Annotated in this window: 14 protein-coding genes; 10 read left to right on the forward strand and 4 right to left on the reverse strand. The window is 57.7% G+C overall.

All coding sequences use genetic code 11. From position 1 onward, the window contains the following. Positions 1–45: 45 nt before the first annotated feature. From ACR0JI_RS00620 to ACR0JI_RS00640, 5 genes are all read left to right on the forward strand, one after another. The gene (locus ACR0JI_RS00620; protein WP_480492934.1) at positions 46–1,290 is read left to right on the forward strand and encodes a sarcosine oxidase subunit beta family protein; all 1,245 of its coding nucleotides are present in this window, start codon (positions 46–48) and stop codon (positions 1,288–1,290) included. Between the two features lie 75 nt (positions 1,291–1,365). Beyond that, on the forward strand, positions 1,366–1,695 hold the full coding sequence (locus ACR0JI_RS00625) for a sarcosine oxidase subunit delta (protein ID WP_480473438.1): 330 nt from the start codon (positions 1,366–1,368) through the stop codon (positions 1,693–1,695). Positions 1,696–1,762: 67 nt separating this feature from the next. After that, entirely contained in the window at positions 1,763–4,777 is a 3,015-nt protein-coding gene (locus tag ACR0JI_RS00630; protein ID WP_480492935.1) for a sarcosine oxidase subunit alpha family protein, read from the forward strand. Further along, entirely contained in the window at positions 4,770–5,336 is a 567-nt protein-coding gene (locus ACR0JI_RS00635) for a sarcosine oxidase subunit gamma (RefSeq protein WP_480492936.1), read from the forward strand. Before ACR0JI_RS00630 ends, ACR0JI_RS00635 begins: the two co-directional genes overlap by 8 nt. 263 nt (positions 5,337–5,599) lie before the next feature. Then, complete coding sequence (locus ACR0JI_RS00640; protein WP_480492937.1) at positions 5,600–5,770, forward strand: hypothetical protein; 171 nt, start codon at positions 5,600–5,602, stop codon at positions 5,768–5,770. Positions 5,771–6,193: 423 nt separating this feature from the next. Here the strand turns inward: ACR0JI_RS00640 and ACR0JI_RS00645 are convergent, their stop codons facing one another. Next, positions 6,194–6,955, reverse strand: a complete 762-nt coding sequence (locus tag ACR0JI_RS00645) for an FkbM family methyltransferase (RefSeq protein ID WP_480492938.1) — start codon at positions 6,953–6,955, stop codon at positions 6,194–6,196. Between the two features lie 100 nt (positions 6,956–7,055). On the opposite strand from ACR0JI_RS00645, the gene ACR0JI_RS00650 reads away from it, so the two are divergent. After that, positions 7,056–7,655: a superoxide dismutase gene (locus ACR0JI_RS00650; protein ID WP_480473433.1), complete on the forward strand. Its 600-nt coding sequence runs from the start codon at positions 7,056–7,058 to the stop codon at positions 7,653–7,655. 4 nt (positions 7,656–7,659) lie between these two features. Further along, positions 7,660–8,538, forward strand: a complete 879-nt coding sequence (locus ACR0JI_RS00655) for a metallophosphoesterase (RefSeq protein WP_480473432.1) — start codon at positions 7,660–7,662, stop codon at positions 8,536–8,538. A gap of 104 nt (positions 8,539–8,642) precedes the next feature. On the opposite strand, the gene ACR0JI_RS00660 is transcribed toward ACR0JI_RS00655, so the two are convergent. Further along, a complete protein-coding gene (locus tag ACR0JI_RS00660; RefSeq protein ID WP_480473431.1) occupies positions 8,643–9,194 on the reverse strand; it encodes an LOG family protein in 552 nt (183 codons plus the stop codon). Positions 9,195–9,321: 127 nt separating this feature from the next. On the opposite strand from ACR0JI_RS00660, the gene ACR0JI_RS00665 reads away from it, so the two are divergent. From ACR0JI_RS00665 to ACR0JI_RS00675, 3 genes are read left to right on the forward strand one after another with little or no spacing between them, the layout of a single operon-like run. After that, entirely contained in the window at positions 9,322–10,701 is a 1,380-nt protein-coding gene (locus tag ACR0JI_RS00665) for a LysM peptidoglycan-binding domain-containing protein (protein ID WP_480492939.1), read from the forward strand. 58 nt (positions 10,702–10,759) lie between these two features. Beyond that, positions 10,760–12,583: an ABCB family ABC transporter ATP-binding protein/permease gene (locus ACR0JI_RS00670; protein ID WP_480492940.1), complete on the forward strand. Its 1,824-nt coding sequence runs from the start codon at positions 10,760–10,762 to the stop codon at positions 12,581–12,583. A 58-nt stretch (positions 12,584–12,641) separates the two neighbouring features. Further along, positions 12,642–13,040, forward strand: coding sequence for a DUF2147 domain-containing protein (locus ACR0JI_RS00675; RefSeq protein WP_480492941.1), 399 nt, complete (start codon positions 12,642–12,644; stop codon positions 13,038–13,040). A 43-nt stretch (positions 13,041–13,083) separates the two neighbouring features. Here the strand turns inward: ACR0JI_RS00675 and ACR0JI_RS00680 are convergent, their stop codons facing one another. Next, the gene (locus ACR0JI_RS00680) at positions 13,084–16,863 is read right to left on the reverse strand and encodes an efflux RND transporter permease subunit (protein ID WP_480492942.1); all 3,780 of its coding nucleotides are present in this window, start codon (positions 16,861–16,863) and stop codon (positions 13,084–13,086) included. Further along, positions 16,860–18,086 carry an efflux RND transporter periplasmic adaptor subunit gene (locus ACR0JI_RS00685; protein WP_480473426.1) on the reverse strand — a complete coding sequence of 409 codons (1,227 nt, stop codon included), beginning with the start codon at positions 18,084–18,086 and terminating at the stop codon, positions 16,860–16,862. The genes ACR0JI_RS00680 and ACR0JI_RS00685 overlap by 4 nt, the downstream gene beginning before the upstream one ends. Positions 18,087–18,307: the final 221 nt, after the last annotated feature.

An 18,307-nucleotide genomic window follows, 5' to 3' on the forward strand; every position in this document is an offset into this window, starting at 1 on the left:
GCGCGGCATATCTGCGCGCAATCACCGAACCGGATGGATTCGCTTATGAAACACTACTCAGCCTTTGCTGTCGCGCGGGAGGCCCTGCGCTATCACACCGGATGGGAACGCGCTTGGCGTTCGCCCGAGCCCAAGAAACGTTATGACGTCATCATCATCGGTGCTGGCGGGCATGGTCTTGCGACCGCGTATTACCTTGGCAAGAACTACGGCATTCAGAATGTCGCGGTGATCGAAAAAGGCTGGCTGGGTGGTGGCAACACAGGTCGAAACACAACGATCATCCGCTCGAATTACCTGCAGGACCCTTCGGCGGCGATCTATGAAAAGGCGCGTGGCTTATACGAGGATCTGAGCCAGGATCTGAACTACAACATCATGTTCAGCCCGCGCGGCGTGATGATGCTGGCGCAGACCCAGCACGAGATTCGCGGTTACCAGCGAACCGCACACGCCAACGCCCTGCAGGGTGTAAAGACCGAATGGATCACCTCCGAACGTGTCAAGGAACTGGTGCCAATCATCAACCTGGACGGCCCCCGCTATCCGGTTCTAGGGGCGCTGTGGCAGGAACGCGGCGGTACTGCCCGTCACGATGCCGTCGCGTGGGGCTATGCGCGCGCCTGCTCAGCCATGGGTATGGACATCATCCAGCAATGCGAAGTCACGGGTGTCCGATCTCAGGATGGCCGTGTCGTCGGCGTAGACACCACCAAGGGTGCCATCGATTGTGACAAGCTGGGTATCGTCGTTGCGGGCCACTCCGGTCAACTGGCCGAGATGGCGGGCTTCCGTCTCCCGCTGGAAGCCATTGCATTGCAGGCGCTGGTATCCGAGCCGATCAAACCCTGCATGGATGTGGTTGTCATGGCCAATACCGTGCACGGCTACATGTCGCAGTCCGACAAGGGCGAGATGGTGATCGGGGGTGGGACCGACGGGTTCAACAACTTCACCCAGCGCGGAAGCTTCCATCATATCGAGGAAACCGTCCGCGCCCTCGTCGAAACCTTCCCGATGATTTCGCGCCTCAAGATGCTGCGCCAATGGGGTGGTATCGTCGACATGACCGGTGATCGCTCACCTATCCTGTCGAAAACTCCGCTGGGCGGGTGCTTTATCAACTGCGGCTGGGGCACCGGCGGTTTCAAGGCGATTCCCGGGTCCGGCTGGGGCATGGCACAGCTGATGGCCACAGGTCATTCGCCGTTGACCGAGGCCTTCTCGATGGACCGCTTCAAGGAAGGCCGCTTCATCGACGAAAGCGTGGCCGCCGGGGTTGCACACTGAAGGTGGTTCCGAGGTTGCCAAAAAACAGAATTCCGGTTGGCCACTGCGCCAACCAACCGCCAAAAGGATGACAACATGCTGATCCTGAATTGCCCTTACTGCGGCGTTGATGCCGAAGAAACCGAACTGGCCGCCGGTGGCGAGGCGCATCTGAAGCGTTTTGGTCCCGGCTCGTCGGATGACGAGTTCCACGACTACCTGTTCATGCGCGAAAACCCCAAGGGCGTGCACTTTGAACGCTGGCGCCATGCCAATGGCTGCGGCAAGTGGTTTCATGCGGCACGCTGCACAAGCACGCTAGAAGTGTTCGGCACTTACACGGCTCAGACCTCTGAGCCGCCGCAGGACATCAAAGAGGCCATCGCCGCAAAGCGCCCTGGATGGACCTGGAGAGAGTTCTCCTGATGCTTCATCTTTTCAAAAATACTCCCGCCGGAGGCTCCGACGCCTCTACCCGCGAAAGGTCCGCACAATGAGCACCCGTCTCGCAAAACAAGGCCGGCTGATTGATCGGTCGAAAAAGGTCACGTTTACCTTCAACGGAACTTCGATGCAGGGCTATGAGGGCGACACGCTTGCCTCGGCACTGCTGGCCAACGATCAGATGATGATGGGCCGGTCGTTCAAGTACCACCGCCCCCGCGGTGTCGTTGCAAGCGGCGCCGAAGAGCCGAACGCCCTGGTCGGGCTGGGGCAGGGCAACCGGTTTGAACCGAACCAGCGCGCCACCACGACCGAGTTGTTCAACGGTCTGACTGCGATTTCGCAAAACCATTGGCCTAACTTGGACTTTGATATTGGGGCAGTGAATACAGCCTTTGCCCGGTTCCTGCCGGCTGGCTTCTACTACAAGATGTTCATCCACCCCAAACCGTTCTGGAAGCATGTCTACGAGCCGTTCATCCGTCAGTCTGCCGGTCTGGGCAAAGCGCCCGACAAGGACAGCCGCGATGCCGATACCTATGAGCACTTCTATGCCTTCACCGATGTTCTGGTCATCGGTGGCGGTGTGGCTGGCCTACAGGCGGCAAAGGCGGCAGCAGCTTCGGGCGCCAAGGTTCTGCTGATTGAGCAGAGCGCACATTGGGGCGGTCGCGCTCCGGTTGACGGCGGCACAGTCAATGATGAGCCTGTGGATATGTTCGTGGAGCAATTGGTTTCCGAACTCGAAACAATGGACAACGTCACCATGCGCTCTCGCTGCATGGGCGCGGGTGTTTATGACCATGGTTACGTTCTGGGTTATGAGCGCCTGACAGACCACACGCCGGGCGTGCAGGGCCCGCGCCACCGCCTTTGGCGTATCCGCGCCAAGCAAATTGTGACTGCAACCGGCGCAATTGAACGCCCGTTGTCCTTTGCGGGTAACGATGTTCCGGGTGTGATGCTGGCTTCTGCCATGCGCGATTATGCCGTGAACTGGGGTGTCACCCCGGGCGAGCGTGTCATCGTCGCCACCAACAATGACGACGCCTATCGCACCGCGATTACGCTGAAGCAAGCGGGTGTGGATGTTTTGCGTATTGTTGACGCACGGGCAACGGCTGGACCTTTGGCAGAGGAAGCCCGCCAGTTGGGGATCCGCGTTGATCCGGGCAAGGCCATTGCCAAGGTCAAGGGCGGCAAGCGCGTCAAAAAAGTCGCCATCTGCAACCAGGAAGGTGTTGGCGGCGCACGTGAAGAGGTTGAAGCAGATGCAGTGGCCATGTCGGGCGGCTGGTCGCCGGTCGTTCATATGTGGTCTCATTGCGGTGGCAAGCTGACCTGGGATGACGCGAATGCCTTTTTCCGCCCCGATCCCTCGCGCCCGCCGCTGGGCGCAAACGGTGAGGGCTTTGTTCTGGCCGCCGGGGCATCGAATGGTGCGTTGGCGCTGGGCGATGTTCTGACCGACGCCCACACGGCGGGAAAAGCCGCAGCCAAGGCCGCAGGTTTCAAGCCGAAAAACATCAAGGCTCCTGTTGGCGAAACCACTGCAGAAGCTCCTATGGAGGCTGTCTGGCTGATGCCAGCAAACGCAGAAATCCAGCTGCGCATGAAATCCTGGCTCGACTTCCAGAATGACGTCAAAGTCTCGGACGTCCAACTGGCTGCGCGCGAGGGCTATGAGAGCGTTGAGCACACCAAGCGTTACACCACACTTGGTATGGCGACGGATCAGGGTAAGTTGAGCAACATCAATGGCTTGGCAATTCTTGCTGATGCGTTGGAGTCCGAAATCCCGAAGGTCGGCACCACGACCTTCCGCCCGCCTTATACACCCATCTCGATGGGCGCGATCGGCGGTGAAGCGCGGGGTGAAGTGTTCCAGCCGATCCGACAGACACCAATGCACAACTGGCACGACAAGAACGGCGCCGATTGGGAGCCGGTCGGCCACTGGCGCCGGACCTACGCCTATGTCCGTCCCGGTGAATCCGTGCATGACGCCGTGAACCGTGAGGTGAAGAACACCCGCGAAAACCTTGGCCTGCTGGACGCCTCGACGTTGGGCAAGCTGATCGTCAAAGGCCCTGACGCAGGCAAGTTTCTGGACATGTTGTACACCAACATGATGTCCACGCTGAAGGTCGGAAAATGCCGCTATGGCCTGATGTGCTCGGAAAACGGCTTTCTGATCGACGACGGCGTGGTCGCACGCATCGATGAGGACACATGGCTGTGCCACACCACCACCGGCGGTGCCGAGCGTATCCATGGTCACATGGAAGAATGGCTACAAACCGAATGGTGGGACTGGAAAGTCTATGTCGCCAACGTGACCGAGCAATATGCTCAGGTCGCTGTAGTCGGCCCGAACGCCCGCAAGGTTCTAGAAAAGTTGGGCGGCATGGACGTCAGCCGCGAGACGCTGCCCTTTATGGAATGGCGAGATGGCAAGATCGGCGTGTTCGACTGCCGCGCCTATCGCATCTCGTTCTCGGGCGAGTTGTCCTACGAGATCGCCGTTCCCGCCTCGCAGGGTCAGGCGTTCTGGGATGCCCTGATGGAAGCAGGCAAGGAATTCGGTGTGATGCCTTACGGCACCGAATGTCTGCACATTCTTCGGGCCGAGAAGGGCTTTATCATGATCGGCGACGAAACCGACGGCACCGTGATCCCGCAGGATCTGGGGCTCCACTGGGCACTGTCGAAAAAGAAAGAAGACTACCTTGGCAAACGCGCCCATTCGCGCAGCCATATGGCCGACCCAGAGCGTTGGAAACTGGTCGGGCTTGAGACTGTGGATGGTTCTGTTCTGCCTGATGGCGCATATGCAGTGGGCGAGGGCGTCAATGCCAATGGTCAGCGCAACATGATCGGGCGTGTCACTTCGACCTATTTCTCAGCGAACCTTGGCAAAGGGATCGCTATGGGCCTGATCAAGCACGGCCCGGACCGGATGGGTGAAATCGTCGAGTTCCCGGGCACCGACGGCAAAACGTACAAAGCCAAGATCGTGGACCCGATCTTCTTCGACAAGGACGGGGAGAAGCAGAATGTCTGAACCCATCAGCGCACTGAACCACGCCAGCTATGATGGCATCGCCAATGTCAGGGAATGTGGCCTGCAAGGCATGATCACCCTGCGCGGCGACTTGTCCGACAAAAGCCTCGCCAAGGCCGTCAAGGACGCGACTGGGCAGAATGTGCCCGGTCAGCGCGAGGCGCTGGTCAGCGGCGATACCGGCGTATGCTGGATGTCACCGGACGAGCTGCTGGTGCTGGTCCCTTATGCCGAGGTCGAGGCCAAGCTGGCCGCAATGGTCAAAGCTTTGGGAAAAACTCACGCACTGGCCGTCAACGTCTCGGATGCCCGCGCGGTCTTCACGATATCAGGCGCCAGCGCACGAGAAGTGTTGGGCAAAGTAACCCCGGTTGATCTGTCGACCGAGGCCTTCCAACCCGGCCAAATCCGCCGCTCGCGCCTGGCGCAAGTGGCAGGTGCGTTCTGGATGGACGATGCCGAAACCTTCCGCGTGGTCTGCTTCCGTTCGGCTGCGGATTACGTTTTCAAACTGCTGAAGGTTGCGGCGCAACCGGGCAGTGAGGTTGGCGTTTACTGACAGTTTCCTCGGCTCGAAAATACAAGACCGCCCGCTGATTGCGGGCGGTTTCTTTTTTCAGGACAGACAACTTAATTTTCCTTTTGAACCTGGGCTTACGATTGTGAATGCGACGGCCTTGCATCCATTTGGAGAAAGTGTTTCAGTCTGTTCGCGCTAGATGCGAAAGAGCGTCTGACTTAAAATTTGGTTGCAAATCAAAGCACTTGGTTTAGATGGCATGGTCATTTTCCTGGATAGGCCCTAAATTTCGCAAGGGCGTAATGACGAAGCATCATTATTCTCACAGCCCTTCTTTTGATGCCTCTGCTGCTAATGCAGGACCGGCGGTCGAGGGGCGCGAGTTGAAAACAAAGAGAACACAAGAAATGGTAAAACTAATGAAACTAACTTCTTTATTTCTGGCTTTTAGTTTGTTGGCAGCCGCCGCTTAGGCGGAAGTACAAAGCTATGAATGCGACCTACATAGCACACAGGATCGGGGATGGATTCCACGCAAGGTGCTTTTGAGCGTTGATGCAGACGGCAAGCGCGCAAGAGCCTATGACGGAGCAATTCGTGCGTCAAATGAACTGGCAAATACTCCTGTTGAAACACCGGCAGACGCCAAATTCAAGAAAACGGGGAAAGGGGAATATCGGTTGTCGTGGCGTGTGACATTGCCAGCTCAAGCAACAGGAGACTACAGGGTTGCGTATACAGCAACGCTCAATCCCAAGAGCAATGCCATAATAATGAGGGTCAGCTTCCCGCACGCAAATGTGGGTCTCCGACCATATGGGACAGGTACGTGCAAACCGATTGCTTCAGCAGTCCTGTACTAGGCGAATACTACGCTGTCGGGTCAATTGCGGCGCTTAACGTGTCAGCAAAAATGTTTTAAACCCGGAAAGGGTCGAAGCTTTGGTCATACACTCAAAGCTTCGACAGGTCTCGTCACTTGTCTGGCAGTGAGTGTAGAACGAAAGAAGCTCTGCCAATTCCTCCATACGATCCAACCGCGTCTTCGAATCCAACAGTCCCGCATGTGTTGAAAGATAAAGGGCTGGGCGCTGTTCCTTCAGCCATGGCACCAGCGTCGGCAGCACGGAAAATTCGGCGCCTTCGATATCCATCTTCACCAAAGACACGGCGGACAGATCGTTCACTGCGGCGAACTGATCCCAGGCAATCGTCAGGGTATCGGTTCCGTGCGCGCCGTCGTGCAGAAGGGAGCTGGTAGAATCTCCGGGCTCTCCACGAACCGAGGCCATGCGGGCGACACCGAACTTATCCGACAGTGCGACACCCAAAGCGGAGACGTTATGAATGTCATTCAGGTCGAGGTTCCAGGCCAGGTGACGGAACGCTGTGGGGTCGGGCTCAAAGCACCAGACATGGCGTGCCTTACGCGCACCATAAAGAACCGTGGGCCCGATCCATGCGCCGATATCCAAGTAATCGCTTTCAGGCGAGAGATACTTGTCCATCACGGCAAAGGTTTCAGGCTCCCACTGGCCAGTGGAGGCTTTACGCCAGAACTTTGAATGATAAGGGTCCAGACGAAACGGTTCGCCGTTCAGGTTGCCCGCATAGTAACCGCGGGCGCGGTAGAACATCTTGCGCGCCTGTGTCAGCATCGCCTGCCTCCGGGTTTTCTTGTCTCGGCCCTTGACCTGCGGCGGCTGCCAAAGCATTTAACCTTGGGAACCGCAACTCAAATTTAAACAGGGGGCCGACATGGCTTTTGAACTTCCTGATCTTCCTTATGCACATGACGCGCTGGCAGCCAAGGGTATGTCCGCGGAAACACTGGAATATCACCACGATCTGCACCACAAAGCCTATGTCGACAATGGCAACAAGCTGATCGCCGGCACCGAATGGGACGGCAAGTCGCTGGAAGAGATCATCGTTGGCACCTACGACGCAAATGCCGTCGCGCAGAACGGTATCTTTAACAACATCAGCCAGCTGTGGAACCACAACCAGTTCTGGGAAATGATGGGCCCCGGCGACAACGCCATGCCCGGTGAGCTTGAGAAAGCTCTGACCGAAAGCTTTGGTTCGGTTGACGAATTCAAATCGCAGTTCAGTGCGGCAGGTGCCGGTCAGTTCGGCTCGGGCTGGGCGTGGCTGGTCAAGAACGCCGACGGCTCGTTGGCTGTGACCAAGACCGAGAATGGTGTGAATCCGCTGTGCTTTGGCCAAACCACTCTGCTGGGTTGTGACGTATGGGAACACTCATACTACATCGACTTCCGCAACAAGCGTCCGGCTTACCTGTCGAACTTCCTCGACAATCTGGTGAACTGGGAAAACGTCGCGTCGCGGATGTAAACCATTGAACCGACGCTGGTTTATCAAGGGCCTGCTGGCGGTGACGCTGGCAGGCCTAATCACATCAGTCTACGGGTTTTTCATCGAACCCGCCCTACGGCTGCGCGTGCGAAAATGGCGCGTCCGCCGAGAGGATTGGACAGCGCCACCGCTCAGGATTGCCGTGCTGGCCGATTTGCATCTGGGCGAGCCTTTGGTCGGGCTGGACCGAATAAAACAGGTGGTACGGCGCACGAATGCGCTTGCGCCGGATATGATCCTGCTTCTGGGTGATTTCTTCGCAAGCCACAAAGGCGTTTTACGTCCTGTCGAAATGAACGATCTGGCACCGGTTCTTGCTAAGCTTGAGGCCAAGAACGGTGTCTTTGCGGTACTTGGCAATCACGACTGGTGGGATGACCGGCAGGCGCAGCGCCGTGGTGCTGGCCCCAACCGATATGTCGATGCGCTGGAACAGAGCGGAATTACGGTTTTGTCGAATGCCGCCATCAAGCTAGAAGCTTTTGGTATCTGGTTGGCGGGTCTTGAAGATCAGCTTGCGATCTGGCGTAACGGTAAACCGAAGGGGCTGGATGATCTGTCGGGGACACTGGCGCAAATCACCGACGACGCCCCGGTTGTGATGATGGCGCATGAACCCGACATCTTCCCTCAAGTGCCCGACAGGGTGGCCTTGACGCTATCCGGTCATACGCATGGCGGTCAGATCCGCCTGTTTGGCTGGTCGCCGATCGTGCCTTCTAAATACGGCAACAGATATGCCTATGGGCATGTACGCGAAGGTGGGCGGGACCTGGTTGTTTCCGGCGGTATCGGATGTTCCATCCTTCCGGTTCGCTTTGGTGTGACCCCCGAGATCACGGTCATCGAACTGTCTGCCTAAAGGCTTGAGGCTTCGCCAAATCGAACAGCCCCATTTCTTACCCACATATGTGCGGCAACGATGCACCGCAGTGTTCGGTCAGACACTTTCGCGATCTGCCGGGTTTACCTCAGCTTGTCGCGCAAGGCTCTCATCGCTGTTTCCGCATCTTCAGCCCAGATAACAAAGTCGCCCAATGACCGATCTGCAAAGCCTTGACCGATCACCTGGTGCAGCAGGGTTTTCAACGCGTCCCAATAGCCGTTCACATTGACGATCACGATGGGTTTGTCGTGCAGGCCCAGCTGCCGCCAGGTCAGTGCTTCGAACAGTTCGTCCAGTGATCCCGGCCCGCCGGGCAGGACAACGACGGCGTCAGCATTCATGATCATGACCTTTTTCCGCTCGTGCATGGTTTCGGTGATCACGAAATGGGTCAGGTCGGTCTTGCCGACCTCTCGTGTGACCAGGTGTACCGGAATGACACCAAAGGTCTCGCCACCGGCCTGTTGCGCGGCACGGGCAACTTCACCCATCAGCCCGACATCCCCAGCGCCATAAACAAGTCGCCAGCCCTCCAGTGCAAGAAGGCTGCCAAACTGTCGCGCGGTTTCAGAATAAGCCTTCTCGGCCCCATTGCGTGACCCGCAATACACACAGACGGATTTCTGAGACATGAAAGAGACGCTCCGGGGTTGTGTCAGAGGTTTTGACCCCTGATAGCGGGATTGATAGATTGGCTCAACTGTCCGCTGGAAGGCTTTTGAAGACAAAGTTTTTGTACGGCGGGGTGAAAGGAAAACAATGGACGCCAAATCGGGAAACGGAAGCTCGGGCAATTTTGTCTGGGGTGTGATTGCGGGTCTGGTTGCCGTGCTGGGCGTTGGGGGTTTGTATCTGTCCGGCGCTTTCACCAAAGCGCCAGAGCCTGAGGCGGGTGCACCGCAGGAACCCGCATCTGTTACGGCCACGCAACCGCAGGAACAAGCGGTCGAAGCGCCCGCGGAAACCGCCACAACAGAACCAGCTGAGCAAGCCGCCGTAACACCGGATGAGGCACCAACCGCTGAACCCACCGAAGACACGGCTGCGGCAACAGATGTTGTTCCAGACGCAGATACTGCAACGGCCCCGACGGAAGAGAATGCACAGGCACCCACGGCCCCCCCGGTTTTGGATCAGATTTTTGTTGAAGCAGACGGAACGGCGCTTTTGTCAGGTGACGCCGAACCGGGCAGCCAGATTGAAGTTCTGTTGAACGGTGAAACCGTACACACATTCACGGTGGACAGCAGCGGGCAGTTCGCCGAGTTCGTCTCGATCCCCTTCAGCGATGCCGCGCAGGGGCTAATCCTGCACAGCAAAAACGGCGGGCAAACAACCCGGTCTGACGACTATCTGATCGCCGCCCTGCCCAAGCCGGTCGAAGAAGAGCCGGTTGCGCAGCAAACTGATGCTGCCGATCAGGGCGAAACAGCCGAGAGTGATGAACAAATAGCCGCTGCAGTGGTCGACCCAGAGACCGAAACTCCTGCTGAGACCGAAACATCAGACCCTGTAGCGACCGCGCCGGATACCGGCGAAACGCAGGTTGCCGACGAAGCAGTAGAGACAACTGAAACTGGTCAGCAGATCGCGGTACTGCGGTCGGGCGAAGAAGGCGTTGAGCTCGTGCAGCCGCCCGTGGTTCGGGATACCCCGCCGGAACAGGTCGCGCTGGATACCATCGGGTATTCTGAAACCGGTGATGTCCAGTTGACCGGGCGAGTACAGGACGGCGCGGCCATCAGGGTGTATCTGGACAATCGTCTGGTTGCCGACCTCGCTCCGGAACAGGATGGATCCTGGCGGAGTGATCTGGACGGCATCGACCCCGGTGTTTACACGTTGCGTGTTGACGCGGTGAACACGGACGGGAAGGTCCTCAGCCGGGTCGAAACCCCCTTCAAGCGCGAGCCTGTTGAAGTTTTGGAAGCAGCATCAGGTGGCGGTGACGGAACGGCGGCGCAGGACACCCCGGCAATCCGGTCGGTCACTGTGCAGCGGGGCGACACGCTGTGGGCGATCTCGCGTGACCGCTTTGGCGATGGCATCCTGTATGTGCGCCTGTTCGAAGCCAACCGCGACTTGATCCGCGACCCGGATCTGATCTATCCGGGGCAAATCTTTACGATACCGGAATAATCAACGCGCTGGCCCGTCGCGGGCCAGAGCCTTTCTCTGACCGCAGACAAGGTACGTGATGAGACGAACATCTCCGATGGCCTCGAATGACGGGGTGCAGAGCGGCGGGCGCAGTTCAGGCTGGCGCACAATCCGCAAGGTTGCGCCCTACCTCTGGCCGCAGGACGAGGTTTGGGTAAAGCGCCGCGTGGTTATTGCCATGGCGATGCTGGTTCTGGCCAAACTGATCGCGGTTTATACACCGATCCTTTACAAAGGCGCCGTTGACTCATTGGCAGGTGAAGGCGTGCCGCCGCTAGCGCTGGGTGCAGTGGGCGTGACGGTTGCCTACGGCGTGGCGCGCATGATGACGGTTGGGTTCCAGCAATTGCGGGACGCCGCCTTTGCCCCTGTTGGACAGCGGGCCTTGCGGGCGCTGGCACTGGAGACGTTCAGACATATCCATAACCTTTCCATGCGTTATCACGTCTCGCGCCGCACCGGCGGGTTGAGCCGTATCATCGAGAGGGGCGTCAAAGGCGTTGAATTCCTGCTGCGCTTCCTGCTGTTCTCGATCGGGCCGCTGATCCTTGAGCTGTTGTTGGTTGCGATCATCCTGATGTGGTTGTTCGACGTCTGGTATCTGGTGGTCGTCGCCGTCACCATCGGCCTTTATATCTGGTTCACTTTTGCCGTGACCGAATGGCGGGTAAAGCTGCGGCGTGAGATGAACGATCAGGACACCGAAGCCAATCAGCGCGCCATTGACAGTTTGCTGAACTTCGAAACCGTCAAGTATTTCAACGCGGAATCCCGCGAAACTGCACGTTACGACGTGTCGATGAAAGCCTATGCCGGGGCGGCGCTGAAAACCGCCTATTCGCTGGCGTTCTTGAATTTTGGCCAATCCTTCCTGATCACCTGCGGCCTGATCGGAGTCATGGTTCTGGCCGCAATTGGCGTTCAGAATGGAAACCTGACCGTGGGCGATTTTGTCATGGTCAACGCGTATATGATCCAGATTACCGTTCCATTGAACTTCCTGGGGACGGTCTATCGCGAGATCAGGCAATCGCTGGTAGATATGGGGCAGATGTTTGATCTGCTCGAACAACCCGCCGAAGTCATCGATCACCCCGATGCACCCGACCTTGCGGTCAATGGTGGCGAGGTAACACTTGAAGATGTGCATTTTGGTTATGACCCTGAAAGGGAAATCCTCAAGGGTGTTTCCTTGACGGTTCCGGCCGGACAGACGGTCGCGATCGTAGGGGCGACGGGGTCTGGAAAATCGACCATCGGGCGGCTGTTGTTCCGGTTTTATGACGTGACCAAAGGCGCGCTGAAGATCGACGGGCAGGATGTTCGGGATGTGACCCAAACCAGCCTGCATGCCGCGATCGGCGTTGTGCCACAGGATACGGTGCTGTTTAACGACACCATTCGCTACAACATTGCGTATGGGCGCGACGATGCCACCCCGGAGGATGTCGAGGCCGCAGCCCGTGCCGCCCAGATTCATGACTTCATCACTTCGCTGCCTGACGGATACGACACCATGGTGGGTGAGCGCGGCTTGAAACTGTCCGGCGGCGAAAAGCAACGGGTTGGCATCGCGCGGACATTGCTGAAGAACCCCCCGATCCTGTTGCTGGACGAGGCGACCTCGGCCCTGGATACCGACACGGAACAGGATATCAAGGATGCGCTGGCGCGCGCTGGGGAAGGGCGGACCGTGATCACGATTGCCCATCGCCTCAGCACCATTGCCGAGGCTGATCGGATCGTGGTTCTGGAAGCTGGCGAGATCATCGAACAGGGCACCCATGACGAGCTGTTGGCGCGGTCCGGGCGATATGCTCAACTGTGGAACCGCCAGCAATCCGACAGTGAGGCCGCGTGAGGGGCTCATCTTGCCCTGCGGAATGTGCTAGGATGCGCCATGCATGAGGGTGGATGCCATGATCAATGGATTAGCAAGACGTTTAGTATCTGTAGCCGTTGTGGTTCTTCTCCCGGCTATGGTCGCAGCTGACCCGATTGAGGGCGTGTGGAAGACCGAACCTGATCGAAAGAACCTGATCTCGCATATCCAGATATCCGCCTGCGCGGACAAGTTCTGCGGCACGATACTTTCGGCTTTTGATTCTTCCGGCAAAGAAGTTCAAACGCCGAATATCGGGAAAAAGCTGTTCTGGGACGTGTCGAGCGAAGGCGGCGGAAAATACGGCGGGGGTGAGTTCTGGGTTCCCCTGATCAACGTTGATGCTGTTCCGCAGATGACGTTGCAGGGTGACAAGCTCATGGTCAAAGGCTGTGAACATTCGATCTGCGCGCACCAGACCTGGTCCCGACTGTGACGACAGAAAACGAAAAGGACCGGAAATCCCGGTCCTTTCATTCTTATTCTGCGGCTTTTAGCGGCGATCCAGGAATTTGATCCGTGGGCTCGTCTTGCAAACCGGTCTCGGATTGGTGCGGCTCATCCCACACAATCTCGGTCGCCTGTAGTTTGCGGGCCGAGCGACCAATAGCCATGTCCTGCGCGATCTTACTGGACCGCCCCGCGGTCATACGGGCAAGCCCGCGGCTGAGCCAGACAGCGTAAGTCGTTACCCATACCCGCAGCGCCAGAAGCGACGGCGTCACGATCAGGGTGAGAACAGTGGCGATGCCAAGACCAAAGACAACCGCTGTGGCCAGCTGTTTCCACCACAGAGCGGTGGGACTGTCGATGGAATAGCCGCCATTGATAAAGTCCAGCGAAAGCCCAAACATCATTGGGGTCAGACCTGCCATCGTGGTCAACGTAGTCAGCAGAACCGGGCGGATACGCGATTCCGCAGTGCGGACGATTGCCTCGATCCTTGGCATATAGGCGCTGTATTCCTGATAGGTATCGATCAGAACAATGTTGTTGTTCACCACAATTCCTGCCAGAGCAACGATACCGGTGCCGGTCATGATGATCGAGAAGGGTTGCTCCATCACGATCATGCCGATCAGAACCCCGGTGGTCGAAAGAACAACCGCCAACAGCACCAACACCGAATTGTAGAACGAGTTGAACTGGGCGAGCAGGATTACGAACATCAGCCCCAAAGCACCCATGAAGGCATTCACCAGAAATGCGCCGGATTCTTCCTGTTCTTCCTGATCACCGGTCCATTGCCAACTGATCGAGTTGGCGAAGGGGCTGGTTTCCAGCCATTCGGTCAGTACTGCGATCCGCTCATTCGGGTTGATCAGGGCGAACTGCGCGTCTCCCGCGTCAATCACGCTACGTAGCTGGTCTATATTCTTTGCACCGGTCAGTTGAACCAGCTCGTAGGACTTTCCTACGTCGCCGTCCAACACGGTGCCGGTTGGAGTGTAGCCGTCGGTCACTTCGCGCATTATAGCCAGACGTTCTTCTTTCCCGTCCGGCCCTTTGGTCACAACCTTGCTCAGACCCGGTTCAACATCCGCTTTGACGTCATAGTAACGTTGCTGGTCGACACGGTTGATCTGGGCCAGTTTGGCCACGGGTTCCCGGGTCACGAAGTTCGACAGCGGAACCAACCCGTCCGGAGTGCGGACCTTGAGCGTATCCAAAGTCGACAGCACGCGATCCTCTTCCGGCAATCGGACACGGATCTCGATCTCTTCATCCGTATTGTCTGGGCGCATCTCACCCAACAGGATGCCGCGTGTCACAAGCTGCACCATGGCACCAACAGTGGCTACATCAGCGCCGAACCGACCAGCTTTGGCCACGTCGACATCGATCTGCCAATCGATACCAGGCAGGGGCAGGGTATCTTCGGTTTTGATCAGCCCCGGCGTTTCGTCAAAGACCTGGCGCGCGGCGACGGTGGCCGATCTCAATTCGTCCCAACCGTCCCCCTTGATACGCAGGTGAACCGGTTTGGCCGAGGCCGGGCCCTGTTCCAATGCCAGGATTTCAACAACGATACCGGGTATTGTCGCCAGTTTGGCGTTGAGATCGCCGATTACGTAATCGCCATCATATTCGGGTGCCACAAAGTGGCGCTCAAACAATCCCCACAAAGCGGATTCCGAAACGTTCGGACGATCTTCCCATGGGATAATTTCAAACTGGACCCGCCCCACCGTGTCCGCCGGTGCCTGCGCGCCGCCGGTATTCTGGTCAAGACCGCCTTCGCCGGCAAAGGAAAAGACGTTGATTACCGCCGGATGAGATCCAATGATCTGTTCGGCCTGCAGGACCATCTTGTCTTTTTCAGCCAGTGACAGGTTGCCACGGGCACGGACGTAAGCTGTTGCCTGTTCCGGTTCGCTTTCAACGAAAAATTCGACACCTCTTGATTCCTGTGGGAACCAGACGAAGGTCACAAAATACACGGCAGAGAAAACTGCCGCCAGCGACACGATCGGCATGATCGGGTTTCCGACAAGGAACCGGATCACATGCCCGAAAGGTGTGTGTTCGTCAGCGGTGTGGACGTGGTTTTCTTCCGCCCGTTCGAACTTGGCCGCGCTCAGTGTTACAGACCCGGCAAAGGCCCCGAACAGGAACAGCAGGGCACCAGCGACCACTCCTCCGGGCAGTAGATAGTCAGGGTTCAGAACCTGCATCGCACCCAGGAAGATCATATAAAGCGACGGGGGCACCATCACTGCCCGAATCCACCACCGGGTACGCGCACGGAGCCAGTTCGAAGACCGGTCGAAAACGCGGCTCAGACGCCCCGAAACACCGCCCATGACCGGCAGGTAGATCAGCGCCACAATCAGCGACGCCGACAGAACAAAGATCAGCGTGACGGGCAACATCCCCATGAATTCGCCCGGAACACCGGGCCAGAAGAGCATGGGCAGGAAGGCACATAGCGTCGTCGCGGTCGAGGATACGATGGGCCAGAACATGCGTTGGGCCGCCTCGACATAGGCATGCATCGGGCCGACGCCTTCCTTTATTCTCTTGTCAGCATATTCCACGACCACGATGGCACCGTCGACCAACATCCCTACGGCCAGAATGAGGCCGAACATCACAATGTTCGAGATACTGATGCCCATGACCGCCAGAAATGCGAAACACAGCAGGAACGAGGTCGGAATTGCAAAGCCCACCAAAAGCGCGGCCCGCGTACCCAAAGAGGCCAGAACCACGATCATCACCAGAGCGATTGCGGTCAGAACCGAGCCTTCAAGCTGGCTGACCATCGAACCGACAATGCGGCTCTGGTCGTTCGACGTTCCAAGCTCGACCGCGGCCTGAAGCTCGGGCGGCCATTTGGTCTTGGCCTGAGCTATGGTTTCTTTCACCTGCGTAACGGTGTCGATCAGGTTATAGCCCTTGCGTTTGACAACTTGCAGCGCGACGGTCGCCTCGCCGTTGAAGCGGGCGGTACCTTCGCGATCTTCAAATGTGTAGTTGATCTGCGCAAGCTCACCCAGCGTTACAACCCGGTCGCCATTGACCTTGATCGGCAAGCCATAAACATCCTGCGCCGTTTTGAACGACGATGGAATCTTGACCGAGAATGTACCCTGCGCAGTTTCGACCTCGCCTGCCGCGATCAGCTGGTTATTGTTTCGCACGACATTGATCAGCTCGTCTGCGGTCACGTTGTATGCTTCAAGCCGCAATGGGTCGATAACGACCTCAAGCAACTCGTCACGATTGCCCGCGATACCCGCTTCGAGAACGGAATCCAGCGCCTCAAGCTCGTCCTGCAAATCCTTGGCGACACGGGCCATTGTGCGTTCCGGAACGGCACCGGTCAGATTGACGATGACGATCGGGAACTCGGAAAAGTTGATTTCCGTCAGCGAGTATTGTTCCGCACCTTCGGGAAAATCAGCCTGGGCCGTGTTCATGGCATCGCGCACGTCCGCCATGATCGAGGTCTTGTCCCAGCCAAATTCAAACTCCAGCGCGACCCCGGCATAACCTTCGGCCGCAGTCGACGTCATTTCCTTGAGCCCGTCGAGATCCGCCAGTTCGGTCTCCATCGGCTTGACCAAAAGGTTTTCTGAGTCTTCCGCTGAAATCCCGGGAAACTGCACCGAAACGAAAAGGGCAGGGATTTCGATATCCGGCTCACCCTCTTTCGGAAGCGAGACATAGGCAAAGCCGCCTACGACCAGCGAAATGGCGATGAACGCCATTACCATTCGGGCCCTTCCTGCGGCCCATGCGACGATACCCGTCATTGCGAGGCTTCCCGATAAGTTGGCGCAACGGTAACACCGCGGATCACGAATTCCTGCCCGACCACAATGATATCAACCGTTTCCGGCAAGCCATCGATCCAGACACCTTCGGCTGTGTCGCGCAAAATGCGGACCGGCATGAAATCAACCACATTGCCTGCGCCAACTGTGCGCACACCCAATTGACCTTCGTTGCTGAGTGTCAGCGCCGATTGCGGCAGCAGGTGGGCTTTCGTACCTTCAGCCGCGATGAGGATGGTGGCGGTCTGACCGTCGCGAATGGTCAAGTCGGGGTTCGGAACGGTGATTTCCACCTCGAATGTACGTGTTGTCTCGTCCGCGGACCGGCTGAGGAACGTGACCCGACCGCCCAGTTGCCGACCGGTCACAAGTGTTGCCGTTGCTTCGGACCCGACAAGCACCCGATTGACTTCGGTCTCGGGCACGAAACCGACCAGCTTAATTGGGTCCAGTTGAATGACAGTCGCGCAAAGCGATCCAGGCTGCATCAGGCTGCCCAGTTCCGCGGTGTCGCTTTCCAGCAAACCTTTGAAGGGGGCTTTGATGGTCAGGCGGCCAATCTCTCGCTGTGCGGCCTCGACTGCTGCTGCGGCGGCTTCGATGCCCGCACGCGTGGCCTCCAGCCCGGCTTCGGCAGATTTCACACCGGCTTTTGCAGAGCTCATCACAGCTTCGCTGGAGATGCGGCGGGTTTCCGACGCATATCCGGTTTCAGCCAGCTTGCGTGAGGCTGTCAGATTGATCTCGGCCTCGGCCACAAGCGCATGTGCCTCTATCAGACGTGCTTCGGATTCGGGAATGCGGCTTTGGGCTTCTAGCTTGCCCGCCATGGCCTCGGCCAGTTGTGCCGGGCGCGTGCCGGGGTCAAGTTCGCATAATATATCGCCCGCCTCAACAAACGCACCTTTGCGTTTGGGCTCAGAGACAACGGTGGACGTGGTTTCCGAAAGCACTTCGACCTGCCGGTTCGCCTTCGTCTGCCCGCGCAGCAGCACAGCGCTGTCAATTTCGCGCGCTTGCGAGCGCACGGCGACAACGCCCACGGCAGAGATATCGGAGTTTTCGGTTTCCGTGGCTTCGACTTGTGTTGCTTCCACGGCATCACCGCGTCCGGCAAAGGCGAACATGGTGTCACGTTCAAACACCAGAAAATACAGTGCAACAATCACGAGAAGGGCGTTGATGAATGAAATCAAACGCATAAAGTGTTTCTCCTAAGAATCTGCGCCATTAATACTTGGGCTGTCACGCCATGAAATGGGGTCTGTTCGGCATCTTTTCCATACTGAACTGAATAGTTCGGTTTGCATTTTTTCGCAAGAGGGAAGCAAAGCGGTGAAAATGCGCATATTCGGACCCTTGGCTTGGCGTTGGTGCCGGGGTATGACATGGCGCACTAATACAAGATAGACAGCCCGGGGGC

The organism is Ruegeria sp. N10 (assembly GCF_056531545.1).